This is a genomic window from Tenacibaculum sp. ZH5_bin.1 (assembly GCF_042865525.1).
Lineage (GTDB): Bacteria > Bacteroidota > Bacteroidia > Flavobacteriales > Flavobacteriaceae > Polaribacter > Polaribacter mesophilus.
The window spans coordinates 58,102-78,558 of the sequence record NZ_JBEGIO010000005.1 but is presented as its reverse complement, the minus strand read 5'-3'; the positions used below and the strand labels follow the sequence as shown (position 1 = coordinate 78,558).

General features: G+C 30.6%; 19 protein-coding genes. 6 read left to right on the top strand and 13 right to left on the bottom strand.

Annotated elements, in window-relative coordinates; all coding sequences use genetic code 11:
- Window positions 1-40 precede the first annotated feature (40 nt).
- Window positions 41-1,660, bottom strand: coding sequence for a CTP synthase (locus ABHQ57_RS12990; RefSeq protein ID WP_167713683.1), 1,620 nt, complete (start codon window positions 1,658-1,660; stop codon window positions 41-43).
- Window positions 1,661-1,889: 229 nt separating this feature from the next.
- Here ABHQ57_RS12990 and rpmH point away from each other — a divergent pair, with 229 nt between their 5' ends.
- The 3 genes from rpmH (at window position 1,890) to ABHQ57_RS12975 (ending at window position 5,673) form a co-directional block, all read left to right on the top strand.
- The gene (gene rpmH, locus ABHQ57_RS12985; protein ID WP_028891113.1) at window positions 1,890-2,051 is read left to right on the top strand and encodes a 50S ribosomal protein L34; all 162 of its coding nucleotides are present in this window, start codon (window positions 1,890-1,892) and stop codon (window positions 2,049-2,051) included.
- A 103-nt stretch (window positions 2,052-2,154) separates the two neighbouring features.
- Entirely contained in the window at window positions 2,155-5,007 is a 2,853-nt protein-coding gene (gene carB, locus ABHQ57_RS12980; RefSeq protein ID WP_167713684.1) for a carbamoyl-phosphate synthase large subunit, read from the top strand.
- Window positions 5,008-5,151: 144 nt separating this feature from the next.
- On the top strand, window positions 5,152-5,673 hold the full coding sequence (locus tag ABHQ57_RS12975; protein ID WP_167713685.1) for a flavodoxin: 522 nt from the start codon (window positions 5,152-5,154) through the stop codon (window positions 5,671-5,673).
- A gap of 22 nt (window positions 5,674-5,695) precedes the next feature.
- Here ABHQ57_RS12975 and ABHQ57_RS12970 read toward each other — a convergent pair whose 3' ends face one another.
- Both ABHQ57_RS12970 and ABHQ57_RS12965 read right to left on the bottom strand, forming a co-directional pair.
- Entirely contained in the window at window positions 5,696-6,247 is a 552-nt protein-coding gene (locus tag ABHQ57_RS12970; RefSeq protein ID WP_389863909.1) for an acyl-CoA thioesterase, read from the bottom strand.
- Complete coding sequence (locus ABHQ57_RS12965; protein WP_047789000.1) at window positions 6,237-6,623, bottom strand: hypothetical protein; 387 nt, start codon at window positions 6,621-6,623, stop codon at window positions 6,237-6,239. The genes ABHQ57_RS12970 and ABHQ57_RS12965 overlap by 11 nt, the downstream gene beginning before the upstream one ends.
- Window positions 6,624-6,727: 104 nt before the next feature.
- On the opposite strand from ABHQ57_RS12965, the gene ABHQ57_RS12960 reads away from it, so the two are divergent.
- Window positions 6,728-7,903, top strand: a complete 1,176-nt coding sequence (locus tag ABHQ57_RS12960; protein WP_159615982.1) for a GlmU family protein — start codon at window positions 6,728-6,730, stop codon at window positions 7,901-7,903.
- Between the two features lie 41 nt (window positions 7,904-7,944).
- Here the strand turns inward: ABHQ57_RS12960 and ABHQ57_RS12955 are convergent, their stop codons facing one another.
- From ABHQ57_RS12955 to ABHQ57_RS12930, 6 genes are all read right to left on the bottom strand, one after another.
- Complete coding sequence (locus ABHQ57_RS12955) at window positions 7,945-10,275, bottom strand: TonB-dependent siderophore receptor (RefSeq protein ID WP_167713686.1); 2,331 nt, start codon at window positions 10,273-10,275, stop codon at window positions 7,945-7,947.
- Between the two features lie 42 nt (window positions 10,276-10,317).
- The gene (locus tag ABHQ57_RS12950; RefSeq protein WP_047788997.1) at window positions 10,318-11,232 is read right to left on the bottom strand and encodes a FecR family protein; all 915 of its coding nucleotides are present in this window, start codon (window positions 11,230-11,232) and stop codon (window positions 10,318-10,320) included.
- Between the two features lie 82 nt (window positions 11,233-11,314).
- Window positions 11,315-11,833, bottom strand: a complete 519-nt coding sequence (locus ABHQ57_RS12945) for an RNA polymerase sigma factor (RefSeq protein ID WP_047788996.1) — start codon at window positions 11,831-11,833, stop codon at window positions 11,315-11,317.
- 62 nt (window positions 11,834-11,895) lie between these two features.
- Window positions 11,896-13,644, bottom strand: a complete 1,749-nt coding sequence (locus ABHQ57_RS12940; protein WP_231128406.1) for a M14 family metallopeptidase — start codon at window positions 13,642-13,644, stop codon at window positions 11,896-11,898.
- Between the two features lie 19 nt (window positions 13,645-13,663).
- Window positions 13,664-14,116, bottom strand: coding sequence for a pantetheine-phosphate adenylyltransferase (coaD, locus tag ABHQ57_RS12935; RefSeq protein WP_047788995.1), 453 nt, complete (start codon window positions 14,114-14,116; stop codon window positions 13,664-13,666).
- The gene (locus ABHQ57_RS12930; protein ID WP_073183623.1) at window positions 14,116-15,099 is read right to left on the bottom strand and encodes a D-alanine--D-alanine ligase; all 984 of its coding nucleotides are present in this window, start codon (window positions 15,097-15,099) and stop codon (window positions 14,116-14,118) included. Before ABHQ57_RS12930 ends, coaD begins: the two co-directional genes overlap by 1 nt.
- A 154-nt stretch (window positions 15,100-15,253) precedes the next feature.
- On the opposite strand from ABHQ57_RS12930, the gene ABHQ57_RS12925 reads away from it, so the two are divergent.
- The gene (locus ABHQ57_RS12925; RefSeq protein WP_073183621.1) at window positions 15,254-15,835 is read left to right on the top strand and encodes a PASTA domain-containing protein; all 582 of its coding nucleotides are present in this window, start codon (window positions 15,254-15,256) and stop codon (window positions 15,833-15,835) included.
- 17 nt (window positions 15,836-15,852) lie between these two features.
- Window positions 15,853-16,887, top strand: coding sequence for an RluA family pseudouridine synthase (locus ABHQ57_RS12920; RefSeq protein ID WP_167713687.1), 1,035 nt, complete (start codon window positions 15,853-15,855; stop codon window positions 16,885-16,887).
- A 41-nt stretch (window positions 16,888-16,928) separates the two neighbouring features.
- Here ABHQ57_RS12920 and ABHQ57_RS12915 read toward each other — a convergent pair whose 3' ends face one another.
- The 4 genes from ABHQ57_RS12915 to ABHQ57_RS12900 form a co-directional block, all read right to left on the bottom strand.
- A complete protein-coding gene (locus tag ABHQ57_RS12915; RefSeq protein WP_281979867.1) occupies window positions 16,929-18,212 on the bottom strand; it encodes an APC family permease in 1,284 nt (427 codons plus the stop codon).
- A 221-nt stretch (window positions 18,213-18,433) separates the two neighbouring features.
- The gene (locus ABHQ57_RS12910; protein WP_389863903.1) at window positions 18,434-18,556 is read right to left on the bottom strand and encodes a hypothetical protein; all 123 of its coding nucleotides are present in this window, start codon (window positions 18,554-18,556) and stop codon (window positions 18,434-18,436) included.
- 35 nt (window positions 18,557-18,591) lie between these two features.
- Window positions 18,592-19,074 carry a M24 family metallopeptidase gene (locus tag ABHQ57_RS12905; RefSeq protein WP_389863901.1) on the bottom strand — a complete coding sequence of 161 codons (483 nt, stop codon included), beginning with the start codon at window positions 19,072-19,074 and terminating at the stop codon, window positions 18,592-18,594.
- A 232-nt stretch (window positions 19,075-19,306) separates the two neighbouring features.
- Window positions 19,307-20,350 carry a DKNYY domain-containing protein gene (locus ABHQ57_RS12900; protein ID WP_167713688.1) on the bottom strand — a complete coding sequence of 348 codons (1,044 nt, stop codon included), beginning with the start codon at window positions 20,348-20,350 and terminating at the stop codon, window positions 19,307-19,309.
- Between the last annotated feature and the right edge of the window lie 107 nt (window positions 20,351-20,457).

The following is a 20,457-nucleotide window of genomic DNA, read 5'->3' as shown; positions in this document are numbered from 1 at the left end:
AATAAAAAATCCTGTAAACTTAATTACAGGATTTTAAAATTTATTTCTTTGATTGTTTTAAAGCCGCTTTAATAAAGCTAACAAACAATGGATGCGGATTCAACACCGTACTCTTGTATTCTGGGTGATATTGAACTCCAACAAACCAAGGGTGAGAATCAATTTCAACAATTTCTACTAACCCTGTTTTTGGGTTAACACCTGCTGTTTTCATACCAGCGTTTTCTAATTGCTCTTTATAGTCGTTATTGTATTCGTATCTATGACGATGGCGCTCACTAATTAATTCTTCTTTGTAAGCTTGAAAAACCTTAGAATCTTGTGTTAATTGACAGTCCCAAGCACCTAAACGCATAGTACCACCTTTTTCAGTAACATCTTTTTGCTCTTCCATTAAATTAATTACTGGGTGTGCTACATCAGGATTCATTTCGGTAGAGTTAGCGTCTTTTAAATTTAACACGTTGCGAGCAAACTCAATAACAGCCATTTGCATTCCTAAACAAATCCCTAAGAAAGGTATATTGTTTTCACGTACATATTGTACTGCTGCTATTTTACCTTCAATACCTCTATCACCAAATCCAGGAGCAACCAATACACCGTTTAATCCTTCTAGTTGTTTAGCAGCATTCTCGGGAGTTAGTTCTTCAGAATGAATCCAACGAACGTTAACCTTTGTTTTATTAGTAGTTGCAGCTCCTGCATGAATAAATGCTTCTGTAATTGATTTATACGAATCGTGTAATTCAACATATTTTCCAACCAAACCAATTTCAATACTAGAGGTAGGGTTTTTATGACGCTCTAAGAACTTATTCCAAGTTTTTAAGTTAGGTTGTTTACGTGTAGATAAATTTAATTTATCTAATACCACATAATCTAGTCCTTCTTTAAACATTAAGTTAGGAACATCGTAAATAGTCTCAGCATCTAATGACTGAATTACATTTTGCTTTTTAACATTACAAAATAGGGCTAATTTACGTTTAATGTCATCAGATATTTCATGTTCTGAACGACATACTAAGATGTCAGGACTTACACCACTTTGCATTAATGTTTTTACAGAGTGTTGTGTAGGTTTCGTTTTTAATTCTCCTGCAGCAGCTAAATAAGGAACTAAAGTTAGGTGTATAACAATAGCATTATCTTCTCCTAAATCCCATTGTAATTGACGAACAGCTTCTATATATGGTAAAGATTCAATATCACCAACCGTTCCTCCAATTTCAGTTATAACAATATCATAATCGCCAGTATTTCCTAAAATTTGAACTCTGCTTTTAATTTCATCAGTAATATGAGGAATAACCTGAACGGTTTTTCCTAAAAACTCTCCCTTACGCTCTTTGTCTATTACAGATTGATATATTCTACCTGTAGTTACATTGTTAGCTTGTGAAGTAGGAATGTTTAAGTAACGTTCGTAGTGTCCTAAATCTAAGTCGGTTTCAGCTCCATCATCAGTTACATAACATTCTCCATGTTCGTATGGGTTTAATGTTCCTGGATCTATATTAATATATGGATCTAACTTCTGAATGGTTACAGAGTATCCTCTTTCTTGTAATAATTTGGCTAGAGAAGCGGCAATAATTCCTTTCCCTAGTGATGAAGTTACGCCTCCGGTTACAAAAACGTATTTTGTGTTGTTCATGGTACTGTTAGGTTTGCGCAAAAGTAAGAAGTCTGGCAATTAGAACAAATAAAAAAGATAAAAAACGTGCAGAAAAATTATGTATGTTTGTCAAATAAACTTTTTTTTTAAAAAAATAAAATAAGGGTTTGTCAGACTGAAAAACTGTTGTATATTTGCCCACGCTTTTAGCAGACGGAATTTCACAAAAGCAAAACATTTTTAAAGAAGATATTTAAGATATACTGTAATGAGTAAAAGAACGTACCAACCATCGAAAAGAAAAAGAAGAAACAAACACGGTTTCCGCGAAAGAATGGCTTCTGCTAATGGACGTAAAGTATTAGCTAGAAGAAGAGCAAAAGGAAGAAAAAAGTTGTCTGTTTCATCTGAATCTAGACCAAAGAAATAATGATTAACTATTGTTAATATTTTAAAGGCGTTACTATTAAGTATCGCCTTTTTTTATAACCAAACAATTTTTATTTTTACATCACAACACAACACAGACTAAAATGCCTAAAAGACAAGACCTTAAATCGATTTTAATTATTGGATCAGGACCAATTGTTATTGGTCAAGCATGTGAATTTGATTATTCAGGATCTCAAGCGTTAAGATCTTTGAGAGAAGATGGAATTGAAACCATCTTAATTAATTCTAACCCTGCAACAATTATGACAGATCCTTCGATGGCTGACCATGTATACTTGTTGCCACTTAACACAAAGTCTATTGTTCAAATTTTAAAAGAACACCCACAAATTGATGCTGTTCTACCAACAATGGGAGGGCAAACAGCACTAAACCTTTGTATTGAAGCTGATGAAAAAGGAATTTGGGAAGACTTTGATGTTGAAATTATAGGAGTAGATATTGACGCTATTAATATTACAGAGGATAGAGATAAGTTTCGCTTATTAATGGAAGAAATAGGGGTGCCTATGGCTCCTCAAGCTACTGCAACATCATTCTTAAAAGGAAAAGAAATAGCACAAGAATTCGGATTTCCATTATGTATTAGAGCGTCGTTTACTTTAGGAGGAGCGGGAGCATCTATCGTATATGATGAGAAAGAGTTTGAAGAATCATTATCTAGAGGATTAGAAATTTCTCCGATTCACGAAGTAATGATTGATAAAGCAATGATGGGATGGAAAGAATACGAGTTAGAATTATTACGTGATGATAATGATAATGTTGTAATTATCTGTTCTATTGAAAACATGGATCCAATGGGAATCCACACAGGAGACTCTATTACAGTAGCTCCAGCCATGACATTATCGGATAAGACGTTCCAAAAAATGCGTGACATGGCAATTAAAATGATGCGTTCTATTGGTGAGTTTGCAGGAGGATGTAACGTTCAGTTTGCGGTTTCACCAGACGAGAAAGAAGATATTATTGCGATTGAGATTAATCCACGTGTATCTCGTTCATCAGCATTAGCATCAAAAGCAACTGGATACCCAATTGCAAAGATTGCTGCTAAATTAGCAACTGGTTATACTTTAGATGAGTTAGATAATCAAATAACGAAGTCTACTTCAGCTTTATTTGAACCAACATTAGACTATGTAATTGTAAAAATACCTCGTTGGAACTTTGATAAGTTTGAAGGTTCTGATAGAACTTTAGGTTTACAAATGAAAGCGGTTGGTGAAGTAATGGGGATCGGACGTTCGTTCCAAGAAGCATTACACAAAGCAACGCAATCGTTAGAAATTAAACGTAACGGAATTGGAGCTGATGGTAAAAGTTATACAGATTATAACCAAATTAAAGACAAGTTAAAATATGCTTCTTGGGATCGTGTATTTGCTATCTATGACGCTATTCAAATAGGAATGCCGCTGAGTAAAATCCATGAAATCACTAAGATTGATATGTGGTATTTACGTCAATATGAAGAGTTGTATATGTTAGAAAAAGAAATTTCTACCTATACTATTGATACCCTTGATAGAGAGTTATTATTAGAAGCTAAGCAAAAAGGATATGGAGATCGTCAAATCGCTCACATGTTAGGATGTTTAGAAAGTGAAGTGTATAAAAAGCGTGAAGAATTAAAAATAAAGCGTGTATACAAGTTGGTAGATACTTGTGCTGCAGAGTTTAAAGCACAAACTCCTTACTATTATTCAACATTTGAAAGTGAAATTGAAACTGCTGAAGGTGAAGTTTCTGTGTCAAATGAAAGTGTGGTGTCCGATAAGAAAAAAGTAATAGTATTAGGTTCTGGACCAAACAGAATAGGTCAGGGAATCGAGTTTGATTACTGTTGTGTTCATGGGGTTTATGCTGCAAAAGAATGTGGTTACGAAACCATAATGATTAACTGTAATCCTGAAACTGTTTCTACTGATTTTGATACGGCAGATAAATTATACTTTGAGCCAGTTTTTTGGGAACATATCTACGATATAATCAAGCATGAAAAGCCAGAAGGGGTTATTGTTCAATTAGGTGGACAAACAGCTTTAAAGTTAGCAGAGAAACTAGAGCGTTACGGGATTCCAATTTTAGGAACAAGCTATAAAGCATTAGATTTAGCTGAAGATAGAGGAAGTTTTTCAACTTTATTAAAAGAAAATAACATTCCTTATCCAGAATTTGGAGTTGCAGAAAATGCAGATGAAGCTTTAGCTTTAGCTGACGAGTTAGACTTTCCAATTTTAGTACGTCCATCATATGTACTTGGAGGGCAAGGAATGAAGATAGTGATTAATAAAGAAGAGTTATTAGAGCATGTAGTAGATTTATTACGAAAAATTCCTAATAACAAATTATTATTAGATCATTACTTAGAAGGAGCAATTGAAGCAGAAGCAGATGCGATTTGTGATGGTGAAAATGTATATATCATAGGAATTATGGAGCATATTGAGCCTTGTGGAATTCACTCAGGAGATTCAAATGCAACTTTACCAGCGTTCAACTTAGGAGAATTAGTATTAGAGCAAATTAGAGAGTACACTAAAACAATTGCTTTAGCACTTGATACTGTTGGGTTGATTAACATTCAGTTTGCGATTAAAGATGATAAAGTATATATTATTGAAGCAAATCCACGTGCTTCTCGTACAGTTCCATTTATAGCAAAAGCTTATAAAGAACCTTATGTAAACTATGCTACAAAGGTAATGTTAGGAGAGAAGAAAGTAACTGATTTTGAATTCAATCCTCAGTTAGAAGGTTTTGCAATTAAACAACCAGTATTCTCTTTTAACAAGTTCCCAAATGTAAATAAGAACTTAGGACCTGAGATGAAATCAACAGGAGAAAGTATTTTATTTATAGATTCGCTTAGAGATGATGCCTTTTACGATTTATATGCAAGACGTAAAATGTATTTAAGTAAATAAAAGCATTTTAGAATAATAATATAGAAAATCCGAAGTAAATATGCTTCGGATTTTTATATTTTATATAGGACAATATTAAACTTATTTACTTTCTAAGTATAATTTCTTACTGTATATTTGTTATTTAAAACAAATCTAAATAAAATGAACAGAATAGGATTAATTTATGGTTCTGATACAGGAATGACTGAAGAAATTGTAAGTTCAATAGTTGATGATTGGCAGTCATCTGAAATAGAAGTTATTGAAGTTTCTAACATGAAGAAGGAAGATTATAATCGGTTTGATAAATTTATTTTAGGTTTATCAACTTGGTACGATGGCGATTTACAAAGCGATTGGGAGACCTATTATGAAAATGAGTTTCAAACTATTGATTTTACAGGAAAGAAAGTGGCTATTTTTGGATTAGGAGATCAATATGGTTATGGTGAATATTTTGTTGATGGTGTAGGAATTTTAGCTAAAAATGTGGTTAAAAATGGAGGCGAACTTATTGGAAAATGGTCGTGCAAGGAGTATGATTTTGAAGAGTCAAAAGCTCAAATAGAAGAAGATAAAGACTATTTTTATGGTTTAGCTCTCGACGAAGATAATGAACCTGAAAAAACACCAGATAGATTAGCGAATTGGCTTAATCAAATAGAAAAAGAGTTTGACTTATAAGCTTTCTTTTTGTGTTTAAATTTTATTTTAAATCAATCTTAACATTATAATTTTTTAATTCTTCAATGTAGTTTTGAGCAGTAAAATTATTATTATCAAATTTTTCTTGTCTATTTTTTTTCATTTTAATTCTATGGATGGCTTCTAAAAATCGACGCATTTCATTGTCATCATTAATAATAATTCCTGGTACTTCAGCATTATCACCATTGTCTTTTTTTGCTACCATTGTAAAATAAGAAGAATTACAATGTTTGGTCTTTTCAGTTTGTATATTTTGTGCTTCTACGCGTATACCAACTACCATCGAAGTTTTACCTACATAGTTAATAGACGCTTTCATGGTAACTAATTCGCCTACTTCAATAGGGTTTATAAAGTTAACGGTATCTACAGATGCTGTTACGCAATAGGTACCTGAATGTTTAGAGGCGCATGCAAAAGCTATTTGATCCATTAGTTTTAAAATGTAACCTCCGTGAATTTTGCCACTAAAATTGGCATGAGAAGGAAGCATTAACTCAGAAATAGTAATGCGAGTATCTTCTATATTTCTATAAATATTATTGTTCATTATCTTTTCTTATTCCTCTAAAATGAGGAGATTGTTCTTCTTCAACATGGGTTATAAAATACTTTGTATCACCTAACCAAAAGAAAGTTCCAAAACGTTCTTTGTAAGTAACTTTTACATAACGACCTTGATATTCTTGAAGTTTTTTTATGACTTCCTTTTGATTGTCCTCTACAGAAAAGGCAAAAATTTGCGCTCCAGAAATACCTTGGCTAATTTCACCCTCCCATGTTTTTACTACCACACCTTTGTAGCTAATTTTAATAAGTTCACCAGAGCGAACCCCTTCACTATAAGGAACAAAATAAATAAAAGCATAGTATAGTGCTGCTATAAGAGCAATACCAATTAAAATTAATCCTAAAATTTTTTTCATAGTAAGATATTGAAGAATGTATAATAACAAAAGTAAGGTTTATATTTTGACTTGTAAAATGAATTGAAAGTGGTAAGTTTGTGTTGCTTCAAAAAATGATTAATATGAACTATATTTTATTTGATGGTGATGTACGTACAGCTCTACTACCATTTACATATACACGACCAGTAGCTGATATTAGAGTAGGTATTTTAACTATTAGAGAAAAGTGGGAAAAATATTTAGGCTTAACAACAACTACCGTAACAGAGGAGTATTTAGAGGAAAAATATCCTATGGTTGAAATGGAAGAAAATGTATTATTAAATGCCTCTTTCTTGCCAACTAAACCTTTGGTTGAAATGGTTAAAAACCTACAAAACAATCAAGCTATTTTTAAAGGTGAAGATGTTATTGCTTTTTATACGACAGATACTCAGGAAGAAGTAGATTTTTCTTCTTATGAACATATAGAGTTTGAAGATGATATAATTCAAATAAAAAATACTTGGGATATTTTTTCGTTAAATGACAAAGCAATTAGAGCTGACTTTGATTTAATAACTGAAGGTAGAAAATCGGAACCAATTCCAGAAACTGTTAATTGTGTTAATAGAAACGATATTTTTGTTGAGAAAGGAGCTAAACTAACTTTTGCAACGTTAAACGCTTCAACTGGACCAATTTATATTGGTAAAAAAGCTGAAATAATGGAAGGAGTAGTTGTACGAGGTGCTTTAGCTATGTGTGAAAACTCAGTATTAAAATTGGGAGCTAAAATATACGGAGCTACTACTTTAGGACCTTATTGTAAAGTAGGAGGAGAGGTGAACAATTCAGTACTATTTGGGTATTCAAATAAAGGACACGATGGATTTTTAGGAAACTCAGTATTAGGAGAATGGTGTAATATTGGAGCTGATAGTAATAATTCTAACCTTAAAAATAATTATGCAGAAGTTAAGTTGTGGAATTATGAAACAGGACGTTTCGCTAAAACTGGATTACAATTCTGTGGTTTGATGATGGGAGATCATTCAAAATGTGGAATTAACACAATGTTTAATACAGGAACAGTTGTTGGTGTTTCTGCGAATATTTTTGGAAGTGGATTTCCAAGAAATTTTGTTCCTTCATTTAGTTGGGGAGGAGCATCAGGTTTTACTGAATACAAAACAAATAAAGTTTTTGAAGTAGCTAATGTAGTAATGAAAAGACGAGGTATTGAGTTTGATGAGAGAGAAAAACAAATTCTAGAACACGTTTTTGAAGAAACAAAACAATACAGAAATTATTAAACCAAAAGGAAGGACTTTACAAAATGTAAAGTCTTTTTTTATTAAAAATTAACTCTAAAAACAAAGTTAGGTGTAATTCCTAGAGATATTTTGTTAACCTCTTTTAACTTATATTCAATTTCATTATCAGAATTTCTAATTGGAATAGCATTATAAGTTCTACTTAAAATATTTTTGTTATTAAAAAGATTAAGTAAAGAGAAGCCCAATTTACCTTTCCAGTTTTTAGAAAAATTAAAAGAATACGTCATAGATGCATCCAATCTACTATAATTAGGAAGTCGAAGCCCATTTATATTGTCTGAATCTATAATAATACGAGGAATTCCTTCATCATCTGTATAAAATCTTTTAACGGCAGTATAGGGATTTCCTGTTCTAAATATCCACCCAAGAGAGAACTCATAGCTGTTTAATTTGTAAGCATGAGACCAAGAAAGATAATTAGTTATATCATGATTTGCAGGAAAAAACTTATTTTCTAAGTCTAAAAATTTAAATTTATTTTTTGTGTATGAATAATTAACCCAAGTTCTATAATTATTAAATTTTTTATTTATAAGTATATCAATACCATGTATTTTACCTTTACCATTAGAAAAGTCATTGGTTTGGTCGTTATAACCACTTGTTTGAGACGTCATACCACTAACTTTTTTATAGTAAGGTTCAATATCAATTTTCCAATTATTTTTATTAAAAAGTATTCCCGCTGAAACCTGTAAGCTTTTTTGTAGAGGAATATTATCATCATTTACTTGAGCCCATATCTGATTTTCTAAATCAAAACCTAATCTGGAAGTTTGAAACTCTATAATTTGACTCAATGTTTGGTGTTTTTGTTCAAAAGAAGCTTTAAAACTTAAGCTTGATGTAAGTTTTTTCTCCAAATATAATCTAGGTTCAAAAACAAATTTATCGATTTTTGAAAAGTAATTCAATCGTATGCCAGAATTTATATTCCAGTTATTGTTATCATATATATATTCCGTAAAAATTGAATGTGTATTGTTTGTAACTTTATCTTTTTGTATCGAAGAGTTCCTATTTCCTTCTAAGTCTATGAGATATTTTAATTCGTAAGTAGCTTTCGTAGATGTAAAATCATAACCCCAAAATAAATCTGTTTTATCGTTAAAAGAATAATTCATATTGTAGGAAAGCCCAAAATCAGTTAAAGAATTATTTTTAGTTGATAATAAAATCAAATAATCATCTATATAGTTATAGTTTCCTTTATATTTTAATTTAAAGTTAGAAAAATAACTTTTTATATTATGAGTCTTTTTTTCCGAAGATTGTTTATTCCAATTTACACTTACACCTGTATTATGGATATCTAACTCATCATTATATTTGTCTTTATACCTAGGAATTACAAAATTGTTAAGCATTTGATTATTTGTGTATAAGAAACTAATGTTTAAAGATTCGTCTTTACTAGGGGTGTATATAAATTTTGTGGTATAATCTGAAAAATTAAATTTATTATCTCTACTAAATTTAATGTTTTTATCTATTATTTGACTTTCTTGATTATCATCAAATGTTTGAAAAACACGCATAGACAATTTATCAAAGGTGAAAGTTTTTAAAACATCAGAAAAAGACCTTCTTGCAGAAATAGAAAAAGCAGTTTTTTTTGAAAAAGGAATAGTAAGAAGTGCATCAGCATGCGTCATGTTCAATCCGAAACTTCCAGTTATTTTGTGCGGTATTTTATTTGTAGTTTTAATATCTATTACACCAGATACTCTATTACCATACCTAGCTCCTGTACCGCTTTTAGAAAGGTTAATCTCTTTGGTTGTATAAGGGTTAAATGCTGAAATCATTCCAAAGAAATGACCAGAATAGTACATTTTTATACCGTCCCATAAAACTAAGTTTTGATTGGGAGTTCCACCCCTTATATATATTCCTGCAGCTGTTTCATTAGGACTTTGAACACCAGGAATAATTTTTAAACTTTCTAGTATATCTGGTTCAGTTAAACCAGGTAAAACACCTAATTGTTTTGGAATAATAGATATAGTTCCATCTCTTTTTTTATTAATACCAGAAGTAATATAATTAGTTACAAGAACTTCTTTTAAAAGATTATACTCATTTGATTTAAATGTTGAATTTATTGTTATATAATAATACCGCTCATTAATTTTATTAAAAATTAATGATGTTTGACGTTGAATTTCATTGATAAGATAAACAAGTTCACATTTCTTTTTTTTAAAAGAAATATTTTTATCATTAATGACTTCTGTACTAAAAGAAAATTTTACTTTAAAAAGAGCTTCTGTTTCTTTTAAAACGTTTAATAAAGGAGCATCAATAAAAGAAATGTCTACCTTTTCCTGAGAAAAAATAGACATAGTTAAGCATAAAAAAAGTATACTTAATTTTATCTTCATTTATTAATACGTCAATATAACTGAACTATTTTCTGCTAATTTATAAGAAATTTTCATAGGAGCAAAAACAGTTTGTAACGCTACATCAACATTTTTATGTGTAAAAGTACCTGTAAAACGTTTAGAAGTGTCAACGTTAGAAGTATCGAACTTTAACTTAAATTGATTTTCTAAAGCTTTTATAACTTGATGTAAAGGAGTATTATTAAAAGAGCTTTCTCCTTCTATCCAAGAGGGAACAGAGCCTACAAATTCCCAATTTTCACCAGAGTTATTATAATTTCTATAAGCTTTCCCTTTAGTTAGTATAATTTCTTCTTTACTTTTTGACGTAACTTTAACTTTACCTTCGTAACATTCAATTTCAAAATAATTTTTTGATGTATTTACTGTAAACTTTGTTCCTAGTACAGTTACATTACCTTCATTAGATTTTACAGTAAAAGACTTTCCTTTTTCGACTTCAAAATAAGCTTTTCCTGTCAAAAAAAGCTCTCTTTTATTATTCCAGTTTTGTTTATCATAGCTAATTTCAGACTTAGGTGATAAATATACTATAGAATTATCAGGTAATGTAATAGTTAATTGCTCTCCGTATTTTGTGGAAAAATCAACAGTATTATTATTAAAGTACAAGAAGCTAATTAATAATATAACAGAAGCAACCGCCCCATACATCCATTTAGGAACTAATTGCACTACTTTTTTATTAGCTTTAGATTGTTTGATGTCTGTTTTGAGTTTATTAAAAGCCTCTTCCTTATCATAAAAAGGTGTTTTTAAATTTAGAGAAGCATCATCAATAGCTTTAAATTGATGATAAACATCTGTTTTTTGAAACTCTTTTAATTCTTCCGCTGTTAGCTCATTGGCTATCCATCTTGCTAAAAAGGTTTCTTCTTTATAATTTATATTCATTTTCTAATCTATTCGTGCTATTTGTATTAAAAACAAGTAAAAGATTAATTACCCTACCTAATTAACACAAATATTACTTTTGTTATACTTTACCTATCTGTTCTTTTAAAGTAAGTAATGCTTTACTCATTCTTTTTTCTACAGCTTTTACAGAAACTCCAACAATATCTGCAATTTCAACATACTTTTTCTTATCTATTCTACTAAGCAAAAAAACTTCTCGTTGTTTTTCAGGCAAGTTAGCTATTGCTTTTTTAAGCTTAGTATGAAATTCTTCTTCTTCTAAAATAAAATGAGGAGTTTCATTAGTTTTACCAGAAGAAACATTTTTCTTTTGATGTTCCAAAACAACTTTTTTGTGAGCAACATCGTTTAAAAAATGATTGTTGGCTACTGTATATAGATAAGATTTAGCTTTTTCGAAAACAACTTTAGTACAATTATTCCATAGTTTTATATACGCTTCTTGTACGATATCTTCAGCTTGCTGGAGATCGCCGCATTTGTAATATATATAATTTCTCAATGTTTGCGAATGTTGGTTAAAAACTTCTTCAAAATTTTTTTGCTCACAAACAGATTTTAATGGGTCTTTATTCATTTAAATCAAGTTCCTAATCGGTGACAAATGTATGAAAATGTAACTAAGAGGTTAAAAAATTATCAATATAACTTATAAATTGGTAATTTCTTATGAGCTTTTTCATAATGAGGTGTTTTTTTATAAACCCAATATAATTGTGTTTGCGCATTTTTTGCAAAATCTTCTTCTGTTTTTACTTTTTGAAGAAACTCTTGTTTTAATGAGGGATTGTTATTTAAAAACTCTTCAGCAATATCTTCAAAAACGTAAGAAGAGTATCCCTCTTTTTGTTGTAAAATAGTATCAAAGAAATTCCAGTTGAAGAAAGAATCAATAGTTTCAGCTTCCAAGGTCTCTATAATATAACGTATTCCTGTTTGGTTTGTAGGAATATAAATATCTCCATTATTAAATTTAACTTGCAGACCTCTTGTTTGGGTAACTTCAGTATTGTAGTGTAAATAATGACCTTCGTATGCCGTTTTTCGAGTTTCAAATTCTTTGATGTGCTGAACTTCTACAGTTAATAAGGTGTCTTTTTCAAAACGAGTAAATTCAATTTTATTATTTTCTAATCGTTCTACAACGTCATGCCAACCTTGTTCTAATATATAGGCCTTGGGTATGGCGATTTCTTTGGTAGGAACAAAGTAGTTATAATAAGAAACTTTTTTATTGTAAGGTTTTGTTCTATCATAAAACAAACGTTTTCCATTGGTAACTTTACTGTCTATAAAAGTTCCTTCGTATCCTTTAAAATGAAGAGCTGTAGGATTGTTCTTATCAACTGTAAATAGAATAGGATATGTTTTTTTGTTTATTATTTCTTCAACAGCATTTTTTCGTAAATCTTTTATTTTGTTACTGTTTTCTTTGGAAAAATCTAAAGCAGAAAACAACAATTCATAGGTTTGTTCTACTCTAATTTTATACGGTTTCAACATATGAGTTTCAACCATTAATCCTAAGGTATTGAAGAGGGTAGTGTACCCAGTAGAATATCTAGGTGAATCGAAAAACTGTGACCAACCACTTTCTGGAGTTGTTCCCCAAACATTTACATAAGGAGTAATAATAATTCCTTTCTCAGCCAAAGAATGTTCTATTTCAGGACGCATTTTTGTTTCAATAAACTCACCTAAATTTCCTCCCAATTTATTGTGTTGTGTAAATAGATGTGTAATTGCGTACTGATAATCTGCTCCATTGCTTACATGATTATCTATAAAAACATCTGGATTTACAGTGTGAAAAATCTCAGCAAATGTAGCGGCATTTTTAGTATCTTGTTTAATAAAATCACGATTTAAGTCGTAGTTACGAGCATTTCCTCTAAAACCGTATTCTTTTGGACCATTTTGATTGGCTCTTGTGTGTGAGTTTCTGTTTAGGGAGCCACCAATATTGTATATGGGAATAACACAAATTAAAGATTTTTTGTACTTGTTTTTTAAAGAATCATTTTGAACGATGTCTCGTAATAATAGCATCGAAGCATCTATTCCGTCAGATTCCCCTGGATGAATACCGTTATTGATTAAAATTCTATTTTTTGAAGAATTTTTAAGTTCTTCAATATTGGTTTTTCCATCAGTATTAAAAGCAACTAAATGTAAAGGTTTTCCAATATCTGTAGTGCCTATTTCAAACAATGAAATTTCAGGGTAAGTGTTAGCCAACTCTTCATAAAAAGAAATAACCTCTTTATAAGTAGGAGTCTCCGTTCCGTTTGATGTTTCAAACAGGGTGGTGAATTCGATGTTTTTTTTTGTAGGTTTTTGTTTACAAGCAGCAGCTATTATTAGGAGTAATACAAATAGTTTTTTCAAAAGAATAGTTTTAAAAAGTTTAAATTCTAACTGCATCTGGAACCAAGCCTGTGTAGTCTCCATCGTTTCTGATAACATCTCTTACAATAGATGAAGAAATATAGCTTTTACCTGAAGAGGTTAGTAAAAACACAGTTTCAATTTCAGAAAGTTTTCTATTAGTATGTGCAATCGCTTTTTCAAACTCAAAATCGGCAGGATTTCGTAAACCTCTTAAAATAAATTGAGCGTCTTGTTCTTTACAAAAGTTTACAGTAAGTCCACTATAAGTAAGTACTTTTATTTTTGGCTCATGCTTAAAAGTTTCTTCAATAAAACGTTGACGCTCCTCTAGAGAAAACATATATTTTTTATCGGCATTCACCCCAATTGCAATAATTAATTCATCAAAAAGGGTAACACCACGTTCAATAATATCTAAGTGTCCTAAAGTAATTGGATCGAAAGATCCAGGAAAAATTGCTCTTTTCATTATATCTTGTCATTTAAAGCCATTTCAATAGCGTTTCCAAATAATTCAGTTAAAGAAATACCCGCATGATTGGCTTGCTGTGGTAAAATACTTGCTTCTGTTAATCCAGGAACAGTATTCATTTCTATAAAATGTGGTTCATCGTTAACTAAAATATATTCAGAGCGAGAAAAACCACGCATATTTAAAATTTCATACACACGTTTGGCTACTTCTTTAACTCTCTTTCTTTGAGAATCAATTAAACGTGCAGGAGTGATTTCTTGAGATTGACCTTCATATTTAGCTTTATAATCGAAGAAATCATTTTCAGAAACAATTTCTGTTATTGGAAGTACTTTTGTTTCTCCTTTGTATTGAATTACTCCAACAGAAACCTCAGTTCCATCTAAAAAGCTTTCAATTAATATTTCAGTATCTTCTTCGTATGCTTTTTCTATAGCAGGAATTAACTCTTCTTTAGTATACACTTTAGATATGCCAAAACTAGAACCTGCTCCGTTTGGTTTTACAAAGCAAGGAAGTCCTACTTTTTTAATAAAAGCATCACAATCAATCTCATCACCTTTGTTTAGATATATAGAAACAGCTGTTGCTATTCCGTATTGTTTCACTACACTTAAGGTATCACGCTTATTAAAGGTTAAAGCCATTTGGTAGAATGGGGCAGAGGTGTGTTTTAAACCAATAAGATCAAAGTAAGCTAAGATAATTCCGTTTTCGCCTGGTGTACCATGAATAGCGTTAAAAACACAATCAAATGTAATTTTTTGACCTTTAATTTCAATTGAAAAATCTTCTTTATTTATTGGATATTCTTCTTCGTTATCATCAACATACACCCATTTATTTTCTAAAATATGAACTTTGTACGCGTTATATTTTTCTGTATTAATATGTTTGTAAACTACATTACCACTTTTTAGAGAAATTCCTACTTCAGAGGAATAACCTCCCATAATAATAGCGATGTTTTTTTTCACTTCAAATGTATTTCAATTACTGTTTTTATCATTGTTTATCTAAAATCCAATCGTTGGATTATACAAACTTACCAAAAAAACTCGTTTAAGACTTGTTGAATTTAAAATAGTAATATTTTTACTGTAAATTTGTGCGATCTTACAAAAAAATGATATGAGTAATTTAACAGGAAAATCTGGAGGTTTATTTGAATTTATTAAAAGTAAATCTTTTTTAAAAAATATAATTATAGCAGTTGTTTCAATACTAGTTTTTGTATTTGTTCTACAATGGTGGTTAGGAGTTACAACAAACCATAATCAAAAAATACAAGTACCTGACCTACATAAAATGTCGTTAGCTGATGTTGAGCAAAAATTAAGTGAATTAAATTTAGATTTTGTGGTAATTGACAGTGCAAGTTATAATCCAGATTATCCTAAGAAGTCAATTATTGAGCAAGATCCGGAAGCAGGTGATTTTGTAAAAGAAAAGCGTAAAATATATTTAACCTTAAATCCGTCAAAGTATAGAGATATAGAGGTGCCTAATTTAAATGGACGTACCAGACGTCAGGCAACAACACACCTACGTTCAATAGGGTTTAAAGTAGGAACTAAGGTTACTTGGGTACACGATATAGGAAAAGATGTGGTTCGTGGATTAAAGTATAACGGACAAAAAATTGAACCGGGAACTAAATTACCAAAACAAACAACCATCGACTTGATTTTAGGGGATGGTAACGGATACTAATTTTTATAAATTGATTGATGCAGGAAGATAACACTCCAGAGATAGAAAATGATGATTTATACGAGCACCATAGGTTTGTAGCAACAGATGGTCAAGTACCATTGCGAGTAGATAAGTTTTTAATGAACTTTATTGAAAATGCAACTCGAAATAAAATACAGCAAGCAGCTAAAGCAGGAAATGTTTTAGTAAATGATGTAGCAGTAAAACCAAACTACAAAGTAAAGCCTAAGGATATTGTTAGGGTGGTATTAACATATCCACCTCACGAAAACTTATTAGTAGCAGAAGATATTCCTATTGATATAGTATATGAGGATGATGAAGTAATAGTGGTGAACAAGCCAGCAGGTATGGTAGTTCATCCTGGCCATGGAAATTACTCTGGAACATTAGTGAACGGACTAATTCATCACATAGAAAACTTACCAACCAACTCTAATGAACGTCCTGGTTTAGTACATCGTATTGATAAAGATACAAGTGGATTATTGGTAGTTGCAAAAACAGAATACGCAATGGCACATTTGTCTAAGCAGTTTTTTGATCGTACTACTGAACGGTTGTATTATGCTTTAGTTTGGGGAAATATTGAAGAGGATGAAGGAACGATTGAAGGAAACATAGGACGTAGTTTTAAAAATCGCTTACAAATGGATGTCTTTCCTGATGGTGAGCATGGTAAGCGTGCTGTTACTCATTATAAAGTACTTGAAAGACTTACGTATGTAACCTTGGTACAATGTAAGTTAGAAACGGGTAGAACGCATCAAATTAGAGCTCACTTTAAACACATTGGACATACACTTTTTAACGATGAACGTTATGGTGGGAATGCTATTTTAAAGGGAACTACGTTTACTAAATACAAACAATTTGTAGATAATTGCTTTAAAGTGTTGCCAAGACAAGCTTTGCATGCAAAAACTTTAGGTTTTACACATCCAATAACAGGAGAGTTTTTACAATTTAACTCTGAAGTACCAGAAGATATTACCGCTTGTTTAGAGAAATGGCGTACGTATTCTGAACATTCTAAATTGGAAGAATAAAAACTTATTCAAAGGCAAAGGCTATATAAAATGAATTCATTTTATATAGCCTTTGTTTCATTTTTCTTGTAGATCCACTCAATAATAAAACATAGAGTAATAATACCAAGAGAAACAAATACACCAATAAGATTTGATTCTAATTGTTGTCTTATAAGAATAATTAGGGCAACAGCACATAAAATGCAACCGAATAAAGAAATTCCTTTATTAGAGTTTGTTTCTTTTGAAAGCTTAAAACCTACATAATTTACAATTCCGAAAATAAGGATAAAACCAACACTACCAGCGATAGAAATACTTTCTAAATTCAAGGTGTTAACTAATATTAAAGTTGCTATAGCTGTAATTAGTAATCCGATAGGTTGATTCCAAAATTTAGCTAGAAAGTGATGTGGTAATTCATCATCTTCTGCAATTTCATAGTTCACTTTACTACCTCCGTATAATGAAGCATTAATGGCAGAGAAAGTAGAAATTAATGCTGCTATAGTTATGACAGTAAAACCTACCTGTCCTAACATTGGTTTAGCGGCTTCAGCTAGTACATAATCTTGTGCTTTGGCAATTTGATTAAAAGGAAGGGAACCTACAGTAACAAGAGCTATGATAATGTACAATATAATTACAAATATTACAGAATAGTAATAAGCTTTTGCTATGTTTTTTTCAGGATTTAAAATATCGGGAGCAGCATTAGCAATTAGCTCAAAACCTTCATAAGCAACAAAAATGACCATACCTCCAGCAAATAATTTGATAGGATTCTCCCAGTTACTAATAGATAGTTGTGCCATATTAGGATTTCCTATTAGTCCATAAGCACCGAAGGCAATAAAACCAATAAGAATTATAAGTTTAATAGCTACTGCGTACGATTCAATTTTTCCTACTACAGCAATACTGTAGTAGTTAATTGCTGTAGCTATAATAATAATAGCACTAGCATATATATGGAAGTTGATTGTTTTGTTTTGAGTAATTTCCCATAGGTTAGGAGCATATGAACCAAAAGCAGAAGCATATAAAGAAAGCATTACAATATAGCTTATCCATAAAAGATTGTTAATTGCTCCACTAAAAATAGTTCTTCCAAAACCTTGATTAATAAACTTTACGGTTCCTCCTCTATCTGGATATTTTTTGGAAAGATGTACATAGCTGTATGAGGTTAGTAAAGCTAATATACCTGCAAGTAAAAAAGCAATTGGAGTTCCACCTTTGGCAAGTAAAACAGCAAGACCTAAAATGGCAAAAATACCACCACCCACCATACCTCCAACTCCTATTGAAATGGCTTCTTTTAACCCTATTTTTTTAGACATATTTAGTGACTGTTAGTTAGTGTAACAGTCACTAAAGTAGTTATTTCTTTTGAAAGTGTTTTTTTAAAGTAAAAGTGATGGTGCAATGAGTTATTTAAACCCCAATTTCATTAGATTTTGATAGAACAATAGGAGTTTGTTTTACCTGTTACTAATATTGTTTGTTCGTGTTGTGTTATATATCCTCCTTTATTTCCAACCAAAGGCCATTCATTTTGCAACTAAACAGCTATAGTTGAGCTTGTAGAGATAAAAGTTTCAATTGCTACAGTAGTATTTTTTCTAAATCGTTCTTGGTTGGTTTTTACTCTGTAGTTTAAAATATTTTCTGGTTCTTCGTGCAAACTTCTTCCAACTCCATGTCCAGCTAAGTTTTTAATTACTTTAAATCCAATTTTTTAGATTCAGTTTCTATTAAATATCCAATATCAACCATTTTAACACTTCCTTTTATATTATTTATAGCTTTTTTTAAGATGTTTTTAGAAGCATCTACAAGAGGTTGATGATTGTAAATGTCTTTACCCAGTACAAATGAACCTCCATTATCTGACCAAAAGCCATTTAACTCAGCAGATACATCAATGTTAATTAAGTCTCCTTCTTTTAGAATTTTTTTATCAGAAGGAATTCCATGAACCGCTTCTTCATTTACACTAATACAGGTATAACCAGGAAAACCATAAGTTACATAAGGAGCAGATTTAGCGCCAAAGCTTTTTAAAATTTCACCACCATATTCGTCAAGCTCTTTGGTAGACATTCCAACTTTAGCATATTCTCTCATTAGTTTAAGTGTTAATCCAACCACTTTACTAATTTTTTTCATTCCAATAAGCTCTGATTCTTTTGTTATTGACATTTTATTTTTTTTAAATTTATGCTTCTTCCTCTTTTCAAGAAGTATAAGCAAACTTTATAAAGTAATAAAAGTACCAAAAAGTATAAGGTTTTAGTAGATTAGGTTTATGATGGCCTTTTAGATAAAGTCAATTTTTTATTAAAACTAACCGTTTTTTTATATTCTCAATATAAAGTATAGTGTATTCGTATTTTATGTTTGTTTTCAAATAGTTACTATTAAGGAAGTAGGTTTAATTGTTTTCTACAATTTGGTCTCCTCGATAAGTATGATTTTTATCCTTATACAGTAAAGAATGTTTTTTATTTACTGGTCCAAAAGTAGCCACATCAGCGTCTTTTAATAGTTTTCCATAAACAAATACATGGTTTTTATCTTTTGAATAAAAAGAGGTTTTAAATATACTGAACGTATTTGGGTCAGCTTTTTCAATTATATCTCCGTGATAGAACACGTTGTTTTTATCTTTAGAATACGGGAATTGAATTATTTCAAAAGAAGCAGGATCAGCATTCTCAATTTTTACTCCATCATAAACAACCTTATTGTCAAATAATAGAAACTTATCTTTTAAAACAGTTAAATTGTTGATGTTTTGGTAAGGTATCGATATTAGAGAGTCTACCATTTTACCATTTTGATACTCCTGAAAATCATAAATATTGTTTTTATCAGCAATATATCTATTGTTGATTTTTTTAGTTGTAGCTGGATCTATTGTAGAAGCTAGTAATTTATAGCTTTTTAATGAGTATACATTATTTTTATCTTTAACAAAGTTGCTATTTATAATTGTAAATGAATTATAATCTACATTTACAGGCTTATAGTTGTAAAAATAAAATTTGTCGTCTTTAGACCAATCATTATCAATTTTTTGAAATGTATTTGGATTAGCTTTAGCTATTTTCCACAAGTGCTTTTTTCCTTGACTTTCCTCTTGAATATCTTGGGGTAAATAGTTTACAGCTAAATATACATGGTCTTTATCAAAACAGATGTAATTGTCTTTGTGGACATAAAAGGTAGAAACATCTACTTCATTATCTATAATATGAGTTTTAAAATATAGGTGATTTTTGTCTTTTCCAAAATCTCTTCCTAAGACCTTGAAGCTCTCAACATCTGCATTTATTTTAGTGTTACCCAATTCAAACCAATTTCCCATAGGAGAATAACAGATGTTATTTTTTGATTTTGAATAGTAATAGGAATCTGAAATAGATTTATCTACAGGACCTGCAAAAGGACTACAGGCTTGAGAGATAATCGCCATTATAAATAAGAATGCCTTTAGAAGAGGAGAATGTTTAGCTCGTGTAATTTTTTTAATTATAAAATTCAAAATAAGTATAATTATGATTGTTGATATATAAGGGTAGT